Here is a 14,393-nt window from a genome sequence, read left to right as displayed (position 1 = left end):
TCACCCGTTATCGTGACGGAGATGTAGAGCCGCATGCCCGGCCGGGCGGCGGACAGCATCTCGCTGAGTGGGCCCGCCGAGCGGGTCAACTGAGGTGGTACCGCGGGTGAACCCCGTCCTCAATGGAGGACGGGGTTTGGTGTTTTGGCACCGCTGAATGTCGCAGGTAACCCTGCGCCGGATGCGACCGACGGCGCGGGAGGAAAGCAGGAGGGTCGGCCGTGTTCAAGCCCGTCTCAACCAAGGTTGACTTTCCAGCCCTGGAGCGGGAGACGCTGCGCTGGTGGTATGAGAGCGGCGTCGTCGAGAAGTATCTGAAGCGCAACGAAAAGTCCAAGAAGCGCTGGTCGTTCATCGACGGCCCCATCACCGCGAACAACCCGATGGGGGTGCACCACGCCTGGGGTCGAACCTACAAGGATCTGTACCAGCGCTTCCACACCATGCTGGGTGAGCGCCAGCGCTACCAGAACGGGTTCGACTGTCAGGGACTGTGGGTCGAGGTCGAGGTCGAGAAGGAACTCGGGTTCACCTCCAAGCAGGACATCGAGGCCTACGGCATCGCGCGCTTCGTCGAGAAGTGTAAGGAGCGGGTCTGGAAGTACGCCGCGGTGCAGACCGAGCAGTCCAAGCGCCTCGGCTACTTCATGGACTGGGACAACTCCTACTACACGATGTCCGACGAGAACAACTACATGATCTGGCACTTCCTGAAGGTGTGCCACGAGCGCGGGTGGATCTACCGCGGCGCCGACGTGATGCCCTGGTGCCCCCGCTGCGCGACCGGCCTGTCCGAGATGGAGGTGAGCGAGGGGTACCAGGAGCGAACCCACACCAGCCTCTTCGCCCGCTTCCCGTTGGAGGGGCGGGATCGCGAGTACCTGCTCGTCTGGACCACGACGCCCTGGACGCTGGCGGCGAACGTGGCCGCGGCCGTCCATCCGGATCTGACCTACCAGAAGGTCAAGCAGGGCGACGACATCTACTACGTGGCGCGCGAGGCGGTGCCGAACGCGATCCGTGGTGAGTACGAGGTCGTGGGCGAGGTCAAGGGTAGCGACATGCTCGGCTGGCGCTACCGTGGCCCGTTCGACGAGTTGCCCGCCGAGCAGGGGGTCGAGCACCGCGTCATCCCGTGGGACGCCGTCGACGCGGCCGAAGGTACCGGCATCGTCCACATCGCCCCCGGCGCCGGTCGTGAGGACTATCAGCTCGGCAAGGAGCACAACCTGGCGGTCGTCGCGCCGCTGGATGAGAGCGGGGTGTACGTCGACGGCTTCGACTGGCTCACCGGGATGCGCGTGGCGACCGTGGCTGAGCCGATCGTCGAGAACCTGCGTGAGAAGGGCCTGCTCTACCACGCCTACCCGCACACCCACCGCTACCCGACCTGCTGGCGGTGCGGCACCGACCTGGTCTTCCGTTTGGTCGAGGAGTGGTACATCGCCGTCGACCCGTGGCGCGAGCAGATCATGGAGGTCGCCAAGGCGGTCCGCTGGATCCCCGAGTTCGGCCTGGAGCGCGAGTTGGACTGGCTCCGCAACATGGACGACTGGATGATCTCCAAGAAGCGGTACTGGGGTCTGGCTCTCCCGATCTGGACGTGCGACGCGTGCGGCTGGTTCGACGTCATCGGCAGCGAGACGGAGCTGAAGGAGCGGGCCGTTGCCGGCTGGGAGGAGTTCGAGGGGCATACCCCGCACCGGCCGTGGGTTGACGCGGTGAAGATCCGCTGCGAGCAGTGCGGCGGGATCGCCTCGCGCATCCCAGACGTCGGGAACCCGTGGCTCGACGCGGGCATCGTGCCCTTCTCGACACTGCGCTACCGGCACGACCGGGAGTACTGGCGCGAGTGGTTCCCGGCGGACTTCATCACCGAGTCGTTCCCGGGCCAGTTCCGCAACTGGTTCTACTCGCTGCTGGCGCAGAGCACGGTGCTCGTCGGGCAGTCGCCGTTCCGCACGGTGCTCGGCTTCGCCACGCTCCGCGACGAGCGCGGCGAAGAGATGCACAAGAGCAAGGGCAACGCCATCTGGTTCGATGACGCCGCGGAGCGGATGGGCGCCGATGTGATGCGCTGGCTCTACCTGAAGCACAACCCGGCGCAGAACCTCAACTTCGGCTTCTCGCTCGGCGATGAGGCGCGGCGGCAGTTCATCCTGCCGCTCTGGAACTCCTACGCCTTCTTCGCCAACTACGCTGCGCTCGACGGCTTCAACCCGGCCGAGCACGACGTGCCGCTGGCGGAGCGGACCCTGCTCGACCGCTGGATCCTCTCCCGCCTGCAGGAGGTGGTGCGGGTGGTCCGCGACCGGCTGAGCGACTACGACTCGCTCAACGCGGCGCGCGCCATCGAGGAGTTCGTCGTCGAGGATCTATCGAACTGGTACATCCGGCGGAACCGGCGCCGCTTCTGGAAGACGGAGAGCGACCGGGACAAGGCGGCTGCCTACCTGACGCTGCACGAGGTGCTGGTCACGGTCACCAAGTTGCTGGCGCCCTTCCTCCCGTTCATGACCGAGGTGATGTATCGCAACCTGGTCTTGAGCGTGGATCCGTCGGCGCCGGAGTCGGTTCACCTGACCGACTTCCCCGAAGTGGACGAGTCGAAGGTCGATCCGGACCTGGATCGCGACATGGCGGCGCTGCTGCACGTCGTCGGCCTCGGGCGGGCCGCCCGCGCCCGGGCGAACGTCAAGGTTCGCCAGCCGCTGCCGCGCGTGCTGGTCGGGTCGCGGCAGGACGGGGCGGTCGCCGCGATCGAGCGCCTGAAGGATCAGCTCTTGGATGAGCTGAACGTCAAGGACTTCGAGGTCGTCGACAACCCGGACGAGTACGTGACCTACCGGGTGCGCCCGAACCTGGCAGTGCTGGGGCCGAAGTACGGCCCGAAGCTCGGCGCGATCCGGAAGGCGCTTGAGGCCGCCGACCCGGCGCGCATCGGCCAGCTCCAGCGCGCCGGCCGCCCGGTGACGCTCACGGTCGATGACGAGACGGTCGAGCTAAACCCGGACGAGCTGCTGGTCGAGGTCCAGGACCGGGAGGGCTTCAGCGTTGCCGAGGACCGCGACTTCATGGTGGCGCTGGATCTGACCATCACGCCGGAGCTGCGGCTCGAAGGGATGGCGCGCGACTTCGTCCGCGGCGTGCAGGACGCGCGGAAGAATGCCGGCCTGCAAATCGAGGACACCATCGAGACCGTCTACCAGGCGAGCGGCGAACTGGCTGAGGCCATCGAGCGCTTCGCCGACTACATCAAGGGCGAGACGCTCTCGACCGACCTGCGACCGGGTGACCCCGAGGCCGACGGCTTCCACCGCGAGGAGATCAAGGTGGGCAAACAGCGGGTCACCGTCGGCATCACAAAGGTCGGCCGCCTCGCCGGCGCGCGAACGGAGGGGTGAGCGGACCGCCACAGCCCGACATACGCATGTTTCTCGAGAGGGAGCCCTGGCGGCTCCCTCTCCTGTTTTCATACTTCAGCGTGTCCCAATGTTTCCCCATATCGCTTGGTTCGCTATGATGGTGTAACGATGATCAATATCAGCGTGTGCTGGGGGTTCGGCGCTTCCCGCCGGTGTGTTACAATAAAGATGTTGTAGGGAGCGAGATGGAGTTTCGGGTCCGCTTCTACGCCACGGCGACTGGCTATGTGCCGATGATCGAATGGCTGGATGAACTACGGAGCCAACAACCAACCCTCCACGCGCTCGTCGTTGCTGGGCTCACCAAGCTGAAAAACCGTGACTATCACGGCCCGCCGTTGACCACTTGTGTTGACAGGACGAACAAGATCTACGAACTTCGTGTTGGGCACGCGAATATCGCGCGAGCGTTTTTCTTCTTCCAGCATGGTTCAGAAATCATAGTGACGAACGGCTACGTCAAACATCGACAGGCGCTGAACCGGAAGGAACTCGATCGAGCACGACGATACAAAGCTGATTGGGAGAAGCGACATCAATGAGCGATTTCAAGCAGATGAACGATGATTTGGACGCATACATCGCTACCCTGAGCGATAACGAACGTGCTGACATTGCTGCTGCGTCGGAAGCGCTTGATATCGCGCATCTGCTGTATCACGCGCGGCTTCATCGCGGCCTGACGCAAAAGGAAGCCGCGGCGAGGTCCGGGCTCAAGCAGCAAGCCATCAGCCGACTCGAACGCGCGGCAACCAACGTCACACTTGCGACGCTCCAGCGGTATCTCGGTGCGCTTGGTTACACTGTGGTCGTCTCGTTACGAGACAAGACAACGGGTCGAGTAGTTGTGGAAGGTTCTTCGTCACCTGTGGGGATGACGCATGTGGTGCCCACGAGGCGTCCCCCGACCCGGCTGCTGGCGACCCGATGATCGAGAGCTTCATCACTCCCCTTATCGCCACTGATGTGTGCCTCCCTCGGAGTGGCCGGGCGTTCCGCATCACCCACCCGGCGGATATCGACCCGCTGCTGGATGCGGTGGCGGACGACCCGGAGCAGAATCTGCCGTACTGGGCGGAGCTCTGGCCGAGTGGGATCGCGCTGGCGGATGCGATCACGCTGCGCCCGCAGACGGTGGCCGGGATTCGTGTGCTGGAGATCGGTTGCGGGCTCGGGGTGACGGCGATTGCCGCGCTCAACGCCGGAGCGGATCTGACCGTCACCGACTACGCGCCGGAGTCGCTGCTGCTCACCCGCGCCAATTGCCTCGCCAACGCCGGGCGTGAGCCGTCTACATTGCAGATGAACTGGCGCAAGCCGCCGGATGAGCTCTTCGACCTGGCCGGGGAGGGCTTTCCGGTGGTGCTGGCGGCCGACGTGTTGTACGAGTCGCGCGACGTGCAACCGCTCCTGGCTCTGCTCGGCCGGCTGGTGCTGCCGGGCGGGCTGCTCTGGCTGGCGGAGCCGCGGCGGCCGGTGGCGGGCCGCTTCATCGAGATCGCCTGCACGCAGGACTGGGAACTGAGCGAATCCGACGGCGAATGGGACGGCCCCTGGCCCGACCCCAACGATGCCGGGGTGCACGTTCGCGTGCACCGGTTGCGGCGCGTGCCCGCCCCCGATTCCTGACCCTCCTGCAAGCAACTCCACGACCTCCGACACGCGGCACACTCCGTGCGGTCGCTGGCTCGACGTAATTCGAGCGGGACAGGCGAGAGGTAGGGGGTCGTGAGCTTCATATCCCGTGGCTTCAAGGGGCGACGACGGACCGCGAGTGTCGCAGGGCGGCTGCCGCCGGGGCAGTACATCGTGGATGGGTTCCCCGTCCTCTCGGCGGGGCCGACGCCGCGCACGCCGCTCGACCGCTGGGACTTCTCGATCGTCGGCCAGGTGGACCAGGCCCGGCGCTGGACCTGGGCGGAGTTCCTCCAGCTTCCGGCGGAGGAGATCACCCGCGACATCCACTGCGTCACCAAGTGGAGCAAGCTGGATACGACCTGGAAGGGTGTGTCGGTCGACACGCTGCTGGACGGGCTGGAGACGAGCGCCGACTACGTGCTGGCGTTCTGCGACGGCGGCTACACCACCAACCTGCCGCTGGAGGACGTGACCGGCGGCAAGGCGTGGATCGCCTACGAGTACGAGGGCCAGTCGCTGGAGCCGGAGCACGGCGGCCCGGCTCGGCTGCTGGTACCACACCTCTACTTCTGGAAGAGCGCGAAGTGGGTGCGTGGGCTGGAGTTGTTGCCGGAGGACCAGCCCGGCTTCTGGGAGTCGCTCGGCTACCACATGTACGGCGATCCCTGGCGGGAGCAGCGGTATTGGGGTGATGAGTGATGGTGGCCACGCGACCGCGACTCACCTGGCGCGTGGCGACGGTCCGGGATATCGTGCCGGAGACGGCACGGGTGGTGAGCCTGGTGCTCGACGTTCCGGACTGGCAAGGACACCGCGCCGGGCAGCACATCGACGTGCGCCTGACCGCCGAGGACGGGTATCAGGCGCAGCGCAGCTACTCCATCGCCTCGGCGCCCGAAGAGCCATGGATCACGATCACCGTCGAGCGGCTGGAGGACGGTGAGGTATCGCCCTACCTGGCCGATGAGCTGCGTCCCGGCGACTTCCTGGAGCTCCGCGGGCCGATCGGCGGCTGGTTCACCTGGGAGACGCGGGAGGGTGGACCGCTGCTCCTGGTCGCGGGCGGGTCGGGAATCGCGCCGCTCATGGCGATGCTCCGTCACCGCGCAGCATGGCGGAGCCCGGTGCCCGTCCGGCTCCTGTACTCGTCGCGCTCGGCGCAGGACATCATCTACCGCGAAGAGCTGGAGCGGCTGGCGGCGAACGACCCCGATCTGGCGGTGATCCACACGCTGACGCGCGCCCAGCCGAAGGGCTGGACCGGCTACCGGCGGCGGATCGACCGGGAGATGCTGAACGAGATCGCCTGGGCGCCGGAGGAGCGACCGCGGGCGTTCGTCTGCGGGCCGACGCCGCTGGTCGAGGCAGTGGCGACGTTGCTGGTGGACCTGGGGTACGACCCGGCGTCGGTCAAGACCGAGCGCTTCGGGCCGACGGGAGGGTGAGCATGAGCGCGGAGACGCTGCGGCTCGACGGCAACGCGGCGGCCGGGCTGCTGGAACAGGTTTTCGCCTTCGACGTCACCGTGGCGCGCAGCACCTGCGCCGGCTGCGGGCAGACATCGCCGCTCGGGACGCTGCTCCTATACGGCGGGGAGATGGGGGCGGTGCTCCGCTGCCCGTCGTGCGAGTCGGTCCAGATGCGTGTTGTCCAGGTCCGCGAGGGCTACGTGATGGAGATGCAGGGCGTGGTCCACCTGGAGATCCCGCCGACGGTCGGGTGAGAAACGGCGAGGCGGCGGATTAGCGCCGCCGCCCCTTGGACTTCTTTTTCTTGCTCTTGCCCTTCTTGGGCGAGTTGGTCGCCTTGCGGGGTGTCGGACCACCGAGGGCGGGGTTGCCCATCCCGGGTGGGAAGGCGCCCTGCTGCATCAGCGCCTCCAGGTCGGCGTCGCCCAAGCCGGCCAGCGCCTGGCGGCTGCGCATCAGCCCACGCAGCCCGCGCCGGCCACCCGCGCCGCCGGCCAATTCCCCGAACTGGGCCATCATCTTCTGCATCTGCTTGAACTGGTTGACGAGCTGGTTGACCTGCGCCACCGAGGTGCCGCTACCGGCCGCGATGCGCTTGCGACGGCTCGGCTTCAGGATGTCCGGGTTACGGCGCTCCTCGGGCGTCATCGAGAAGATCATGGCCTCGATGTGCTTGAACTCGTCGTCGCTGATCTGCACCTGCTGCTGGCGCAGGGCCTGCCCGATGCCGGGGATCATTTCGAGGAGCTGCGTCAGCGGCCCCATCCGCTTGATCTGCTGCAGTTGGTTCAGGAAGTCCTCGAAGTTGAACTGGCCGGCGAGCACCTTCTCTTCGAGGGCGCGGCTCTCCTCTTCGGTGATCTCCGCTTGGGCGCGCTCGATCAGCGTCAGGACGTCGCCCATGCCGAGGATGCGCGAGGCCAGCCGGTCGGGGTAGAACGGCTCGACCGCGTCGATGCGCTCGCCGGTCCCGATGTACTTGATCGGCACGCCGACGACCGAGCGGATGGAGAGCGCGGCGCCGCCGCGGGCGTCGCCGTCCATCTTGGTCAGGATCAACCCGGTCAGCGCCAGCCGCCGGTGGAACTCCTGAGCGACGTTGACCGCCTCCTGGCCGGTCATGGCGTCGGCCACCAGGAGGATTTCATGCGGCTTGACCGCCTCGGCGATCCGCTCGACCTCCTGCATCATCGGCTCGTCGATCTGCAGCCGGCCGGCGGTGTCGATCAGGACGACGGTGTACCCGCGGTCCTTGGCCAGCTTGACCGCGTTCTTGGCGATGTCGATCGGATTGGCCTTGGTGCCCTCGCTGTAGACCGGCACGTCGATCTGCCCACCGAGCGTCTGGAGCTGGTCGATGGCGGCCGGGCGGTAGACGTCGGCGGCGACCATCAACGGCCGGCGCCCCTCCTTCTTGAGGAGGTTGGCGATCTTGGCGACGTGGGTGGTCTTCCCGGAGCCCTGGAGGCCGACCACCATCACGATGGTCGGCGGCACCTGGGCGAGCTGCAGCGGCACGCGCTCCTCGCCCAGGATCTTGATCAACTCGTCCCGCACGATGGCGATGACCTGCTGGGCGGGGGTCAGCGCCTTCAGGACCTCTTCGCCGACGGCGCGCTCGCGCACGGCGCTGACGAAGTCCCGGACCACCTTGTAGTTGACGTCCGCCTCCAGGAGCGCGCGGCGGACCTCGCGCATGGCCTCGTCGACGTCCTGCTCGGTGAGGCGACCCTTGTTGCCGATGCGCTGGAAGACCGCGGTCAACCGGTCGCTGAGTGTCTCGAACATGACTAGAGTTCCTCCTCCTCACCGAAGAAGAGGGCGTCGACGTAGGTGACCGGGTTGAACTCGGCCAGTGCCGTCACCTGCTCCCCGGTGCCGACGTAGCTGATGGGCGTGCCGAGCTCACGGGCGATGGCGAAGGCGATCCCGCCGCGGGCGGTGCCGTCGAGCTTGGCGATGGCGATGTCGGTGATCTCGACCGCCTCGGCGAACTTCTTGGCCTGCACCAGGCCGTTCTGCCCGGTCGTGGCGTCGATCACGAGCAGCACCTCTTGCGGCGCCTCGGCCACGTGCCGCTGCATCACCTTGCGGATCTTCTTCAATTCTTCCATGAGGTTGTACTTGGTGTGCAGCCGGCCGGCGGTGTCGACGAGCAGGATGTCGGCGTTGCGGTTGTAAGCGGCCTGCATACCGTCGAAGACGACCGCGCCGGGGTCGGCCCCGGGGTCGTGGGCGATGACCGGGACCTTCAGTCGCTCGCCCCAGACCTTGAGCTGGTCGATCGCGGCGGCGCGGAACGTGTCCCCGGCCACGAGCATGACGTTGCGTCCCTGGTCCTGGTGGTACTTCGCCAGCTTGGCGATCGTCGTCGTCTTCCCGGTGCCGTTGACGCCGACCACCAGGATGACGAAGGGAACGCCGCGCTGGTAGATCTTGATCTTGCGGTTGCGCGTCGCGTTCTCCAGCAGCGCGATCATCTCCGTCCGAAGCGCCTCGCGGGCGTCGGCGGGCTGCTTGATCCGCTCGCGGTCGATCCGATCGCGCAGGTTATCGAGCAACTCCAGGGTCGTCTCGACGCCGAGGTCGGCCTGGATCAGGAGTGCTTCGAGATCCTCGAACAGATCCTCGGTGATCTCGCTCCGCTCGAACAGGTTGGCGATGTCCTTGAAGATGCCGCGGCGCGTCTTCTTCAGACCGGCTTCGATCTTTGGCTCTGGCTCGGCGCGCCGGCGGAATAGCCTGCTGAATACCACGAATCGGCCCTCGCTGTCGGTGGGATTCTCGGTGTCTTAGTGCGTAAAGCCGCGCCGTAAACCTCCGGCGCGGCGCAAGACAAGTATACCATTGATAGGCGACCTGCTCGTGCGCCCTGGGAGCGGGCGGCGGAGCTAGCGCTTCAGCCCCTGGAAAAACCCCCACCAGAAGCTGACCCAGAACGCGTCACGCTTGCGGACGCGGACCTCGACGTGGGTGTTGCGCGGGGACGGGGCCTGGACGCTCCGCAGTTCCTCGCGCAGTTGCGCGATCTCTGCCTGCTGCGCCTGCACCTGCCGCTCGAGTTGCTTGATCCGCTTGCGTCTGCCGAACATCGGTCGCCTCCTCGATCGCGGTGATGACGGCGCAACGAGCAGATACGCAGGCTCCTGGGGTCATGAGATGTCCCACGTTTACCGAAACAGGATAGCAGAACGCGACGCGGCAGGTGAGTACTTGATGATGACGGCGAAATCGGCGATAGTGACGCCGTCGTCTGAAGACAAGACCAGGACGGGCCATGGGTGCTGACTCGCGAGCAACCTACCACCTGACCATGCGCGAGATGCCGGCCGACGAGCGCCCGCGCGAGAAGTTGCGCCTGCGCGGCGCCGCCGCGCTGACCAACGCCGAGCTATTGGCGATCATCCTCAACACCGGGGTGCGCGGCGAGACGGTGCTCGACATTGCGACGCGCCTGCTGGTCGAGCACGAGGGGCTACCGGGCCTGGCGCGCATCGACTTCGAAGATCTCCGCCGGTCACACGGCATCGGTGAGGCCAAGGCCGCCAAGCTGAAGGCCGCGCTGGAATTGGGGCGGCGTCTCACTGTCGCCCAGCCGGAGGACCGCCCGCAGGTGCAGACCCCGGAAGACATCTACGCCGTGGCCGGGAGCGACATGGGCGCGCTCGACCAGGAACAGCTCCGGGTCGTGGTGCTCGACACCAAGCACCGCGTGCTGCGCACGGTGACGCTCTACCAGGGGAGCGTCAACAGCGCCCAGGTGCGCGTCGCCGAGGTGTTCCGCGACGCCGTGCGCCTGAACGCCCCCGCCATCGCGATCCTGCACAACCACCCGTCGGGCGACCCGACCCCATCCGCCGCCGACGTCGCGCTCACTGCTCAACTCGTCCAGGCGGCCCAGCTCCTCGGCATCGACCTCCTCGATCACCTCATCGTCGGCCACAACCAGTTCCGCTCCCTGCGACGCATGGGGCTGGGGTTCCCCGCGGCTGCCACACGTCGCAGCACGTAGCGGGTTGGGGTTACTGCACGGGCGAAGACGAGACCCCGTTATCCGGCTGTGCCAGCATGGACTGAACCATCCTGGAAAGTTCGTGCTCCAGTTGCTCGTAGTTCGTCACCAGGTTGATCGCTGGGTCTGCTGGAACCGGGTTCTGGGTATGCGCGATCAAATCGTTCACGGACTGACCCAGGGCCTCCAGGCGAGCAGATAGGGGTGGGTGAGAGTCCGTCGGGTGCGGGTGCGTGCGCGCGTCGACTTGGGCAAGCAGCGTTGGGAGCGGGGTCGCCTCGACGACACGTTGATACGTCTCGCTGAGATTCGCGTACGCCTGACGCTCACTTACCGCTTTTCGTGCGAGCCCCAGTGTGACCGGCCAGGCCGGATCGTAGAGGTGAACGCGCAAGAGGGCGGTCGCGGTTGGCATTACCCCGCCGACGGTGGCTGCGACACGGTCGGCTGCCAACTCTCTTTCCCGGCTGAGCTTCGCTTCGGCCGTCTCGAACGAATCCAGGAAGTAGCGGAGGATCATCAGTGCCGGCAGGGTTGCCAGGAGTTGGGTTGTGCGCTCCGCCGCAGCGGATGCCAGGCTGTGAAGCGCCTGCGTGGCGCCGCGGTAGATCGGGTCGAACTTCACGCTGAACTGTGTGTCTTGCCCATGGAAGTGGGCAAGCTCGTGCGCGATGATGGCCCGTAGCTCTGCGCGCTCTAATACACGGCACAACGGGAGCGACAGATACAGCGTGCGCCCGGCGTACCGGCTGCTGGGTGTTACGATCTCTGCCTCCGTCACGAAAAAGTTCGGCTCCAGGCCGGCAAGGATGGTGTTGGGCGGCTGAGTTCCGACCTTGGCTGCCACATCCCGGACGAGATCCCAGAGGGCCGCATGTTCCTCCTTACCCAGCGGTTTGCCCACGACCGGGTGGCGTAGCGGCCCGACGACGCTGAGCGATGCCTTGATGAGCATGCCCATGCCGATGAGCGCGCCGAGGCCGATACCGGCCATGAGCTTCGGCAAGACGTACCCGGTCGCCGTTGCCATCCCGTAGTAGAGGGCTCCGATGGCCAGGACTGCCTGGAGGCCAATCAGCCCCACGAGTGTCCACAAGGTTACGTGGAGACCCGGACGGAACAGGCGGAGAAGTACGGTTCGGTCCTCGACGCCTGCCTGCCCAGCCCAGCGGATGCCGAGGAGGAGCGCGATTCCCAAGACGGCGCCGACGACTGCTCCTTGTCTGAGCAGCCGTACCTTCGCCAAGTCGGAGCACATGGTTTCGCCGGCCAATTCAGGATCGGCACAGAGGGACTTGAGCGTGAGTTGCTGACGTTGGGCCGCGCTGACGGACGGATACTCCCGGGCGAGGACTGCTTGCCACGTCGCCTCATATTCCCTTTGGACGTAGACGGCAACGAGAAACACGACGACCGGGACGACGAGCAATATCGCGACTGATCCCCGCATCGCCTACTCCTCACATGCCCCCGAGCGTTTCCATGTGCGCTGCAGGACGGACCGGACAGGACCACGGGATCTCGACTGGTCCGCAAACCGGTACATGGCGGCTCCCGCGGCACTCACCCGTCCCAGGCGACACCGCCGGCTTTGAACCAAGAATCGCCGCGAAACGTTGCTCACGAAATCATACCTGATATGGAATGTGACGGTGTGTAATGAGATCAGCGTAACGGCGTATTGGTACAAGAATCCTAGAGTTCCATGAGTGATTGCCGGAGAGGTGGATGACCAGCAGCGTGGGCTGTCGTTCGGTGCGTAACCCCGTGTGCAGCGGCCTCGTGCCCGGGGAGGAACGGGTGACGGGCAGGAACGGCATGTTCGAAACCTGATCGTGGCCCCCGGGCCAATGACCGCCCGTCTCATTCCTGCGTCGCCCCCACGCGGTGCCCTGTCGGTCTTCAGCTATCAGAAAGGTGCCTCAATCTGAATAAGCCTAGGTGTTCATGACGTGCGCCTGTGAGCTGATGTTGAGTGATGAGCGTTGGTGTTCGATGATACAATTGGTCCGTTCGAGCGGCATGAGGAGGTAGGAGGAGTTTGGTGGCGTATTGTCCTGCATGCGGGGCACGGTATCTGGAGGGCGCTCAGTTCTGTACCCGCTGCGGCGCCAGGCGACCCGAAGAGGTGGTGGACGAACCGCGATCTATCCCGCCAGTGGCGGGCGCCACTGCGGCGATTGCGCCGGAGGTGCTAGTCGCTCGTACGTCGGCTTCGACCAGCTACTACGCCGGATTCTGGAAGCGCGCTGGTGCCTCGATACTGGATAGCCTTTTTGTGCTGTTCGCTATCTCCGTAGTTTCAGTTTTTGTGGAGGCGGATTACTCGGACAGCGGTGCGGCCCTGACGGGATTGCTGACCTTGGTCGGACCATGGCTCTACCACGCGTTCATGGAGAGCTCTTCCTACCAGGCTACCCTTGGGAAGATGGCCGTCGGCATCGTCGTGACCGACCAATACGGACAGCGGCTATCGTTCGCCCGCGCTACTGGGCGCTATTGGGCGAAATGGCTGTCCGCCCTTCCGCTGTATCTTGGCTTCCTCGCGGCAGCGTTCACCGAACGGAAGCAGGCGCTGCACGACCTCGTTGCCGACACGCTGGTCGTCGTGAAGCAGTAGGCTGGCAGGGTTGCCTGTCGATGCGTTCAATGATGCCGCGCTCACGCCGGGGCGCGGCGGCTGGTGCCGCCGATTGCGCCCAGGAGCGGGGAGCCGGCGCCGACGAGGAAGCCGAAGTCGTACCAGTTGCCCGCACGCGTCACGTCGTAGAAGGGGTATTGTTCCCAGCCGCCGAAGACGTGGACGATGAGGACAACCCAGGCCGTCAGGCCGTTCCAAAAGCCCCACAGCAGGTCAGCCCACCACATGATGGCGCGCTCCTTCCGATCGGCCTCGCGGCCCGTGTGAGCGGTCGCTGCCGCTCGTTGTCCGCACCATACCATCGCTGGCCGCGGTCCGGACGGGTTCAGCTTACGGTTGCGGGCAACCGATCGGTCACGGCCCGCCAGAGCAGGAAGAGGTTCAGGGCGATCGGCAGGTACTTGGTTGGGCTGATGAAGGCCACCAGCAGGAAGAGTGACAGGATGGCCCCCGTGATCGCCAGCGGGCGCCACCAGCCAAGCGGCACCCAGAGCCCGGCCACGGCCAGGGCCGCGAGGAGGAACGCGAGCGCTGAGGTGACCGCCAGCCAGAATCCGGTGAGCGGGGAGGCGGACTTGGTCACGGTGCCCAGCGGCCCACGGTTGCCCACGGCCCAGGGCCAGACCCACCGCAGCAGGCCGCCAAACGCTCCCTGGCTTGTCTCGTCGAGCGGGACAAGGTACGACGCGGCGAAGTGGGCGTGGAGCAGCAACTGCGCGGTAAAGAGCCAGTGCGGCATCATGTCACCTCCTGGGATTGGGATGGTTGCTCCCGGCAGTCGCTGGAGATTCCCATCCGTCCGCGTCGAGCGTTGCGGTTCGGGTGCTTGACACCAGCATAGACCGCCGCGGTCGCCCCGTCGCGGTCATGGGACGGTGTATGGGTGTCATTCGTGTCAGCCAGCCGGTGTTCGACGCGGGAGAGCCGGTTGACGCGCGCCGTGATGGACTTTGACGAATCACATGAAGTCGGCGCGAGCGGCTGCCGACCGTCTCCGCGATGGGTGGTGAAGGAATCCCGTGCGGTAGTCGGTGCCCGGGGCTCAAGCCGCCGGGCTGACAAGGAAAGCCGGCTGATGGAGTTTGACGAAGTATTCTCGTCTTCCCGCCACCCGTTCCGGCACGGCTGTCATCCTGAGCGGAGCCGGCCGGCGCGGAGCGCCGGGCCGCGGCGCGAAGGATCTCGCGGCGGCGCGGCCCCGCAGCGGG

General features: G+C 66.1%; 15 protein-coding genes and 1 pseudogene. 10 read left to right on the top strand and 6 right to left on the bottom strand.

Annotated elements, in window-relative coordinates; genetic code table 11:
• Positions 1 to 221: 221 nt before the first annotated feature.
• The 7 genes from ileS to IRZ30_RS03075 all read left to right on the top strand — a co-directional run bounded on the left by ileS (position 222) and on the right by IRZ30_RS03075 (position 6,786).
• Positions 222 to 3,404, top strand: coding sequence for an isoleucine--tRNA ligase (ileS, locus tag IRZ30_RS03105; protein WP_294082846.1), 3,183 nt, complete (start codon positions 222 to 224; stop codon positions 3,402 to 3,404).
• A 206-nt stretch (positions 3,405 to 3,610) separates the two neighbouring features.
• A complete protein-coding gene (locus tag IRZ30_RS03100) occupies positions 3,611 to 3,967 on the top strand; it encodes a type II toxin-antitoxin system RelE/ParE family toxin (RefSeq protein ID WP_294082823.1) in 357 nt (118 codons plus the stop codon).
• Positions 3,964 to 4,356 carry a helix-turn-helix transcriptional regulator gene (locus tag IRZ30_RS03095; protein WP_294082821.1) on the top strand — a complete coding sequence of 131 codons (393 nt, stop codon included), beginning with the start codon at positions 3,964 to 3,966 and terminating at the stop codon, positions 4,354 to 4,356. The genes IRZ30_RS03100 and IRZ30_RS03095 overlap by 4 nt, the downstream gene beginning before the upstream one ends.
• Entirely contained in the window at positions 4,353 to 5,054 is a 702-nt protein-coding gene (locus IRZ30_RS03090) for a methyltransferase (RefSeq protein ID WP_294082819.1), read from the top strand. Before IRZ30_RS03095 ends, IRZ30_RS03090 begins: the two co-directional genes overlap by 4 nt.
• 99 nt (positions 5,055 to 5,153) lie before the next feature.
• On the top strand, positions 5,154 to 5,762 hold the full coding sequence (locus IRZ30_RS03085) for a sulfite oxidase-like oxidoreductase (protein ID WP_294082817.1): 609 nt from the start codon (positions 5,154 to 5,156) through the stop codon (positions 5,760 to 5,762).
• Positions 5,762 to 6,508, top strand: a complete 747-nt coding sequence (locus tag IRZ30_RS03080) for a ferredoxin reductase (RefSeq protein WP_294082815.1) — start codon at positions 5,762 to 5,764, stop codon at positions 6,506 to 6,508. Before IRZ30_RS03085 ends, IRZ30_RS03080 begins: the two co-directional genes overlap by 1 nt.
• Positions 6,509 to 6,510: 2 nt before the next feature.
• The gene (locus IRZ30_RS03075; RefSeq protein ID WP_294082813.1) at positions 6,511 to 6,786 is read left to right on the top strand and encodes a DUF6510 family protein; all 276 of its coding nucleotides are present in this window, start codon (positions 6,511 to 6,513) and stop codon (positions 6,784 to 6,786) included.
• Positions 6,787 to 6,805: 19 nt separating this feature from the next.
• Here the strand turns inward: IRZ30_RS03075 and ffh are convergent, their stop codons facing one another.
• From ffh to IRZ30_RS03060, 3 genes are all read right to left on the bottom strand, one after another.
• Positions 6,806 to 8,320 carry a signal recognition particle protein gene (ffh, locus tag IRZ30_RS03070; RefSeq protein WP_294082811.1) on the bottom strand — a complete coding sequence of 505 codons (1,515 nt, stop codon included), beginning with the start codon at positions 8,318 to 8,320 and terminating at the stop codon, positions 6,806 to 6,808.
• A 2-nt stretch (positions 8,321 to 8,322) separates the two neighbouring features.
• The gene (gene ftsY / locus IRZ30_RS03065) at positions 8,323 to 9,288 is read right to left on the bottom strand and encodes a signal recognition particle-docking protein FtsY (protein WP_012870832.1); all 966 of its coding nucleotides are present in this window, start codon (positions 9,286 to 9,288) and stop codon (positions 8,323 to 8,325) included.
• Positions 9,289 to 9,423: 135 nt separating this feature from the next.
• Positions 9,424 to 9,624 carry a hypothetical protein gene (locus IRZ30_RS03060; protein WP_294082797.1) on the bottom strand — a complete coding sequence of 67 codons (201 nt, stop codon included), beginning with the start codon at positions 9,622 to 9,624 and terminating at the stop codon, positions 9,424 to 9,426.
• Between the two features lie 185 nt (positions 9,625 to 9,809).
• Between IRZ30_RS03060 and radC the strand changes: the two genes are divergently transcribed.
• Entirely contained in the window at positions 9,810 to 10,544 is a 735-nt protein-coding gene (gene radC, locus IRZ30_RS03055; protein ID WP_294082795.1) for a DNA repair protein RadC, read from the top strand.
• A gap of 10 nt (positions 10,545 to 10,554) precedes the next feature.
• Here the strand turns inward: radC and IRZ30_RS03050 are convergent, their stop codons facing one another.
• Positions 10,555 to 11,994: a M48 family metallopeptidase gene (locus tag IRZ30_RS03050; RefSeq protein WP_294082792.1), complete on the bottom strand. Its 1,440-nt coding sequence runs from the start codon at positions 11,992 to 11,994 to the stop codon at positions 10,555 to 10,557.
• Positions 11,995 to 12,588: 594 nt separating this feature from the next.
• On the opposite strand from IRZ30_RS03050, the pseudogene IRZ30_RS17140 reads away from it, so the two are divergent.
• Positions 12,589 to 12,654: pseudogene (locus tag IRZ30_RS17140) on the top strand (zinc-ribbon domain-containing protein); the annotation flags it as partial.
• A gap of 21 nt (positions 12,655 to 12,675) precedes the next feature.
• Complete coding sequence (locus tag IRZ30_RS03045; RefSeq protein ID WP_294082790.1) at positions 12,676 to 13,164, top strand: RDD family protein; 489 nt, start codon at positions 12,676 to 12,678, stop codon at positions 13,162 to 13,164.
• Positions 13,165 to 13,205: 41 nt separating this feature from the next.
• On the opposite strand, the gene IRZ30_RS03040 is transcribed toward IRZ30_RS03045, so the two are convergent.
• The gene (locus IRZ30_RS03040; RefSeq protein ID WP_294082789.1) at positions 13,206 to 13,412 is read right to left on the bottom strand and encodes a hypothetical protein; all 207 of its coding nucleotides are present in this window, start codon (positions 13,410 to 13,412) and stop codon (positions 13,206 to 13,208) included.
• A 98-nt stretch (positions 13,413 to 13,510) separates the two neighbouring features.
• The gene (locus IRZ30_RS03035; RefSeq protein WP_294082788.1) at positions 13,511 to 13,927 is read right to left on the bottom strand and encodes a hypothetical protein; all 417 of its coding nucleotides are present in this window, start codon (positions 13,925 to 13,927) and stop codon (positions 13,511 to 13,513) included.
• Between the last annotated feature and the right edge of the window lie 466 nt (positions 13,928 to 14,393).

Source organism: Sphaerobacter sp., assembly GCF_019683595.1.
In the GTDB taxonomy this organism is placed as follows: Bacteria; Chloroflexota; Chloroflexia; order Thermomicrobiales; family Thermomicrobiaceae; genus Sphaerobacter.
The sequence above is the reverse complement of the archived record's forward strand: the minus strand, read 5'-3'. Positions and strand labels throughout refer to the sequence as shown.

What these genes read in the sequence shown, in the direction of transcription:
- IRZ30_RS03080 (WP_294082815.1), top strand. Translation starts at nt 5,762, where the DNA reads ATGGTGGCCACGCGACCGCGACTCACCTGGCGCGTGGCGACGGTCCGG.
- IRZ30_RS03040 (WP_294082789.1), bottom strand. Translation starts at nt 13,412, where the DNA reads ATGTGGTGGGCTGACCTGCTGTGGGGCTTTTGGAACGGCCTGACGGCC.
- IRZ30_RS03050 (WP_294082792.1), bottom strand. Translation starts at nt 11,994, where the DNA reads ATGCGGGGATCAGTCGCGATATTGCTCGTCGTCCCGGTCGTCGTGTTT.
- IRZ30_RS03035 (WP_294082788.1), bottom strand. Translation starts at nt 13,927, where the DNA reads ATGATGCCGCACTGGCTCTTTACCGCGCAGTTGCTGCTCCACGCCCAC.
- IRZ30_RS03095 (WP_294082821.1), top strand. Translation starts at nt 3,964, where the DNA reads ATGAGCGATTTCAAGCAGATGAACGATGATTTGGACGCATACATCGCT.
- IRZ30_RS03060 (WP_294082797.1), bottom strand. Translation starts at nt 9,624, where the DNA reads ATGTTCGGCAGACGCAAGCGGATCAAGCAACTCGAGCGGCAGGTGCAG.
- IRZ30_RS03100 (WP_294082823.1), top strand. Translation starts at nt 3,611, where the DNA reads ATGGAGTTTCGGGTCCGCTTCTACGCCACGGCGACTGGCTATGTGCCG.
- ffh (WP_294082811.1), bottom strand. Translation starts at nt 8,320, where the DNA reads ATGTTCGAGACACTCAGCGACCGGTTGACCGCGGTCTTCCAGCGCATC.
- IRZ30_RS03075 (WP_294082813.1), top strand. Translation starts at nt 6,511, where the DNA reads ATGAGCGCGGAGACGCTGCGGCTCGACGGCAACGCGGCGGCCGGGCTG.
- radC (WP_294082795.1), top strand. Translation starts at nt 9,810, where the DNA reads ATGGGTGCTGACTCGCGAGCAACCTACCACCTGACCATGCGCGAGATG.
- IRZ30_RS03090 (WP_294082819.1), top strand. Translation starts at nt 4,353, where the DNA reads ATGATCGAGAGCTTCATCACTCCCCTTATCGCCACTGATGTGTGCCTC.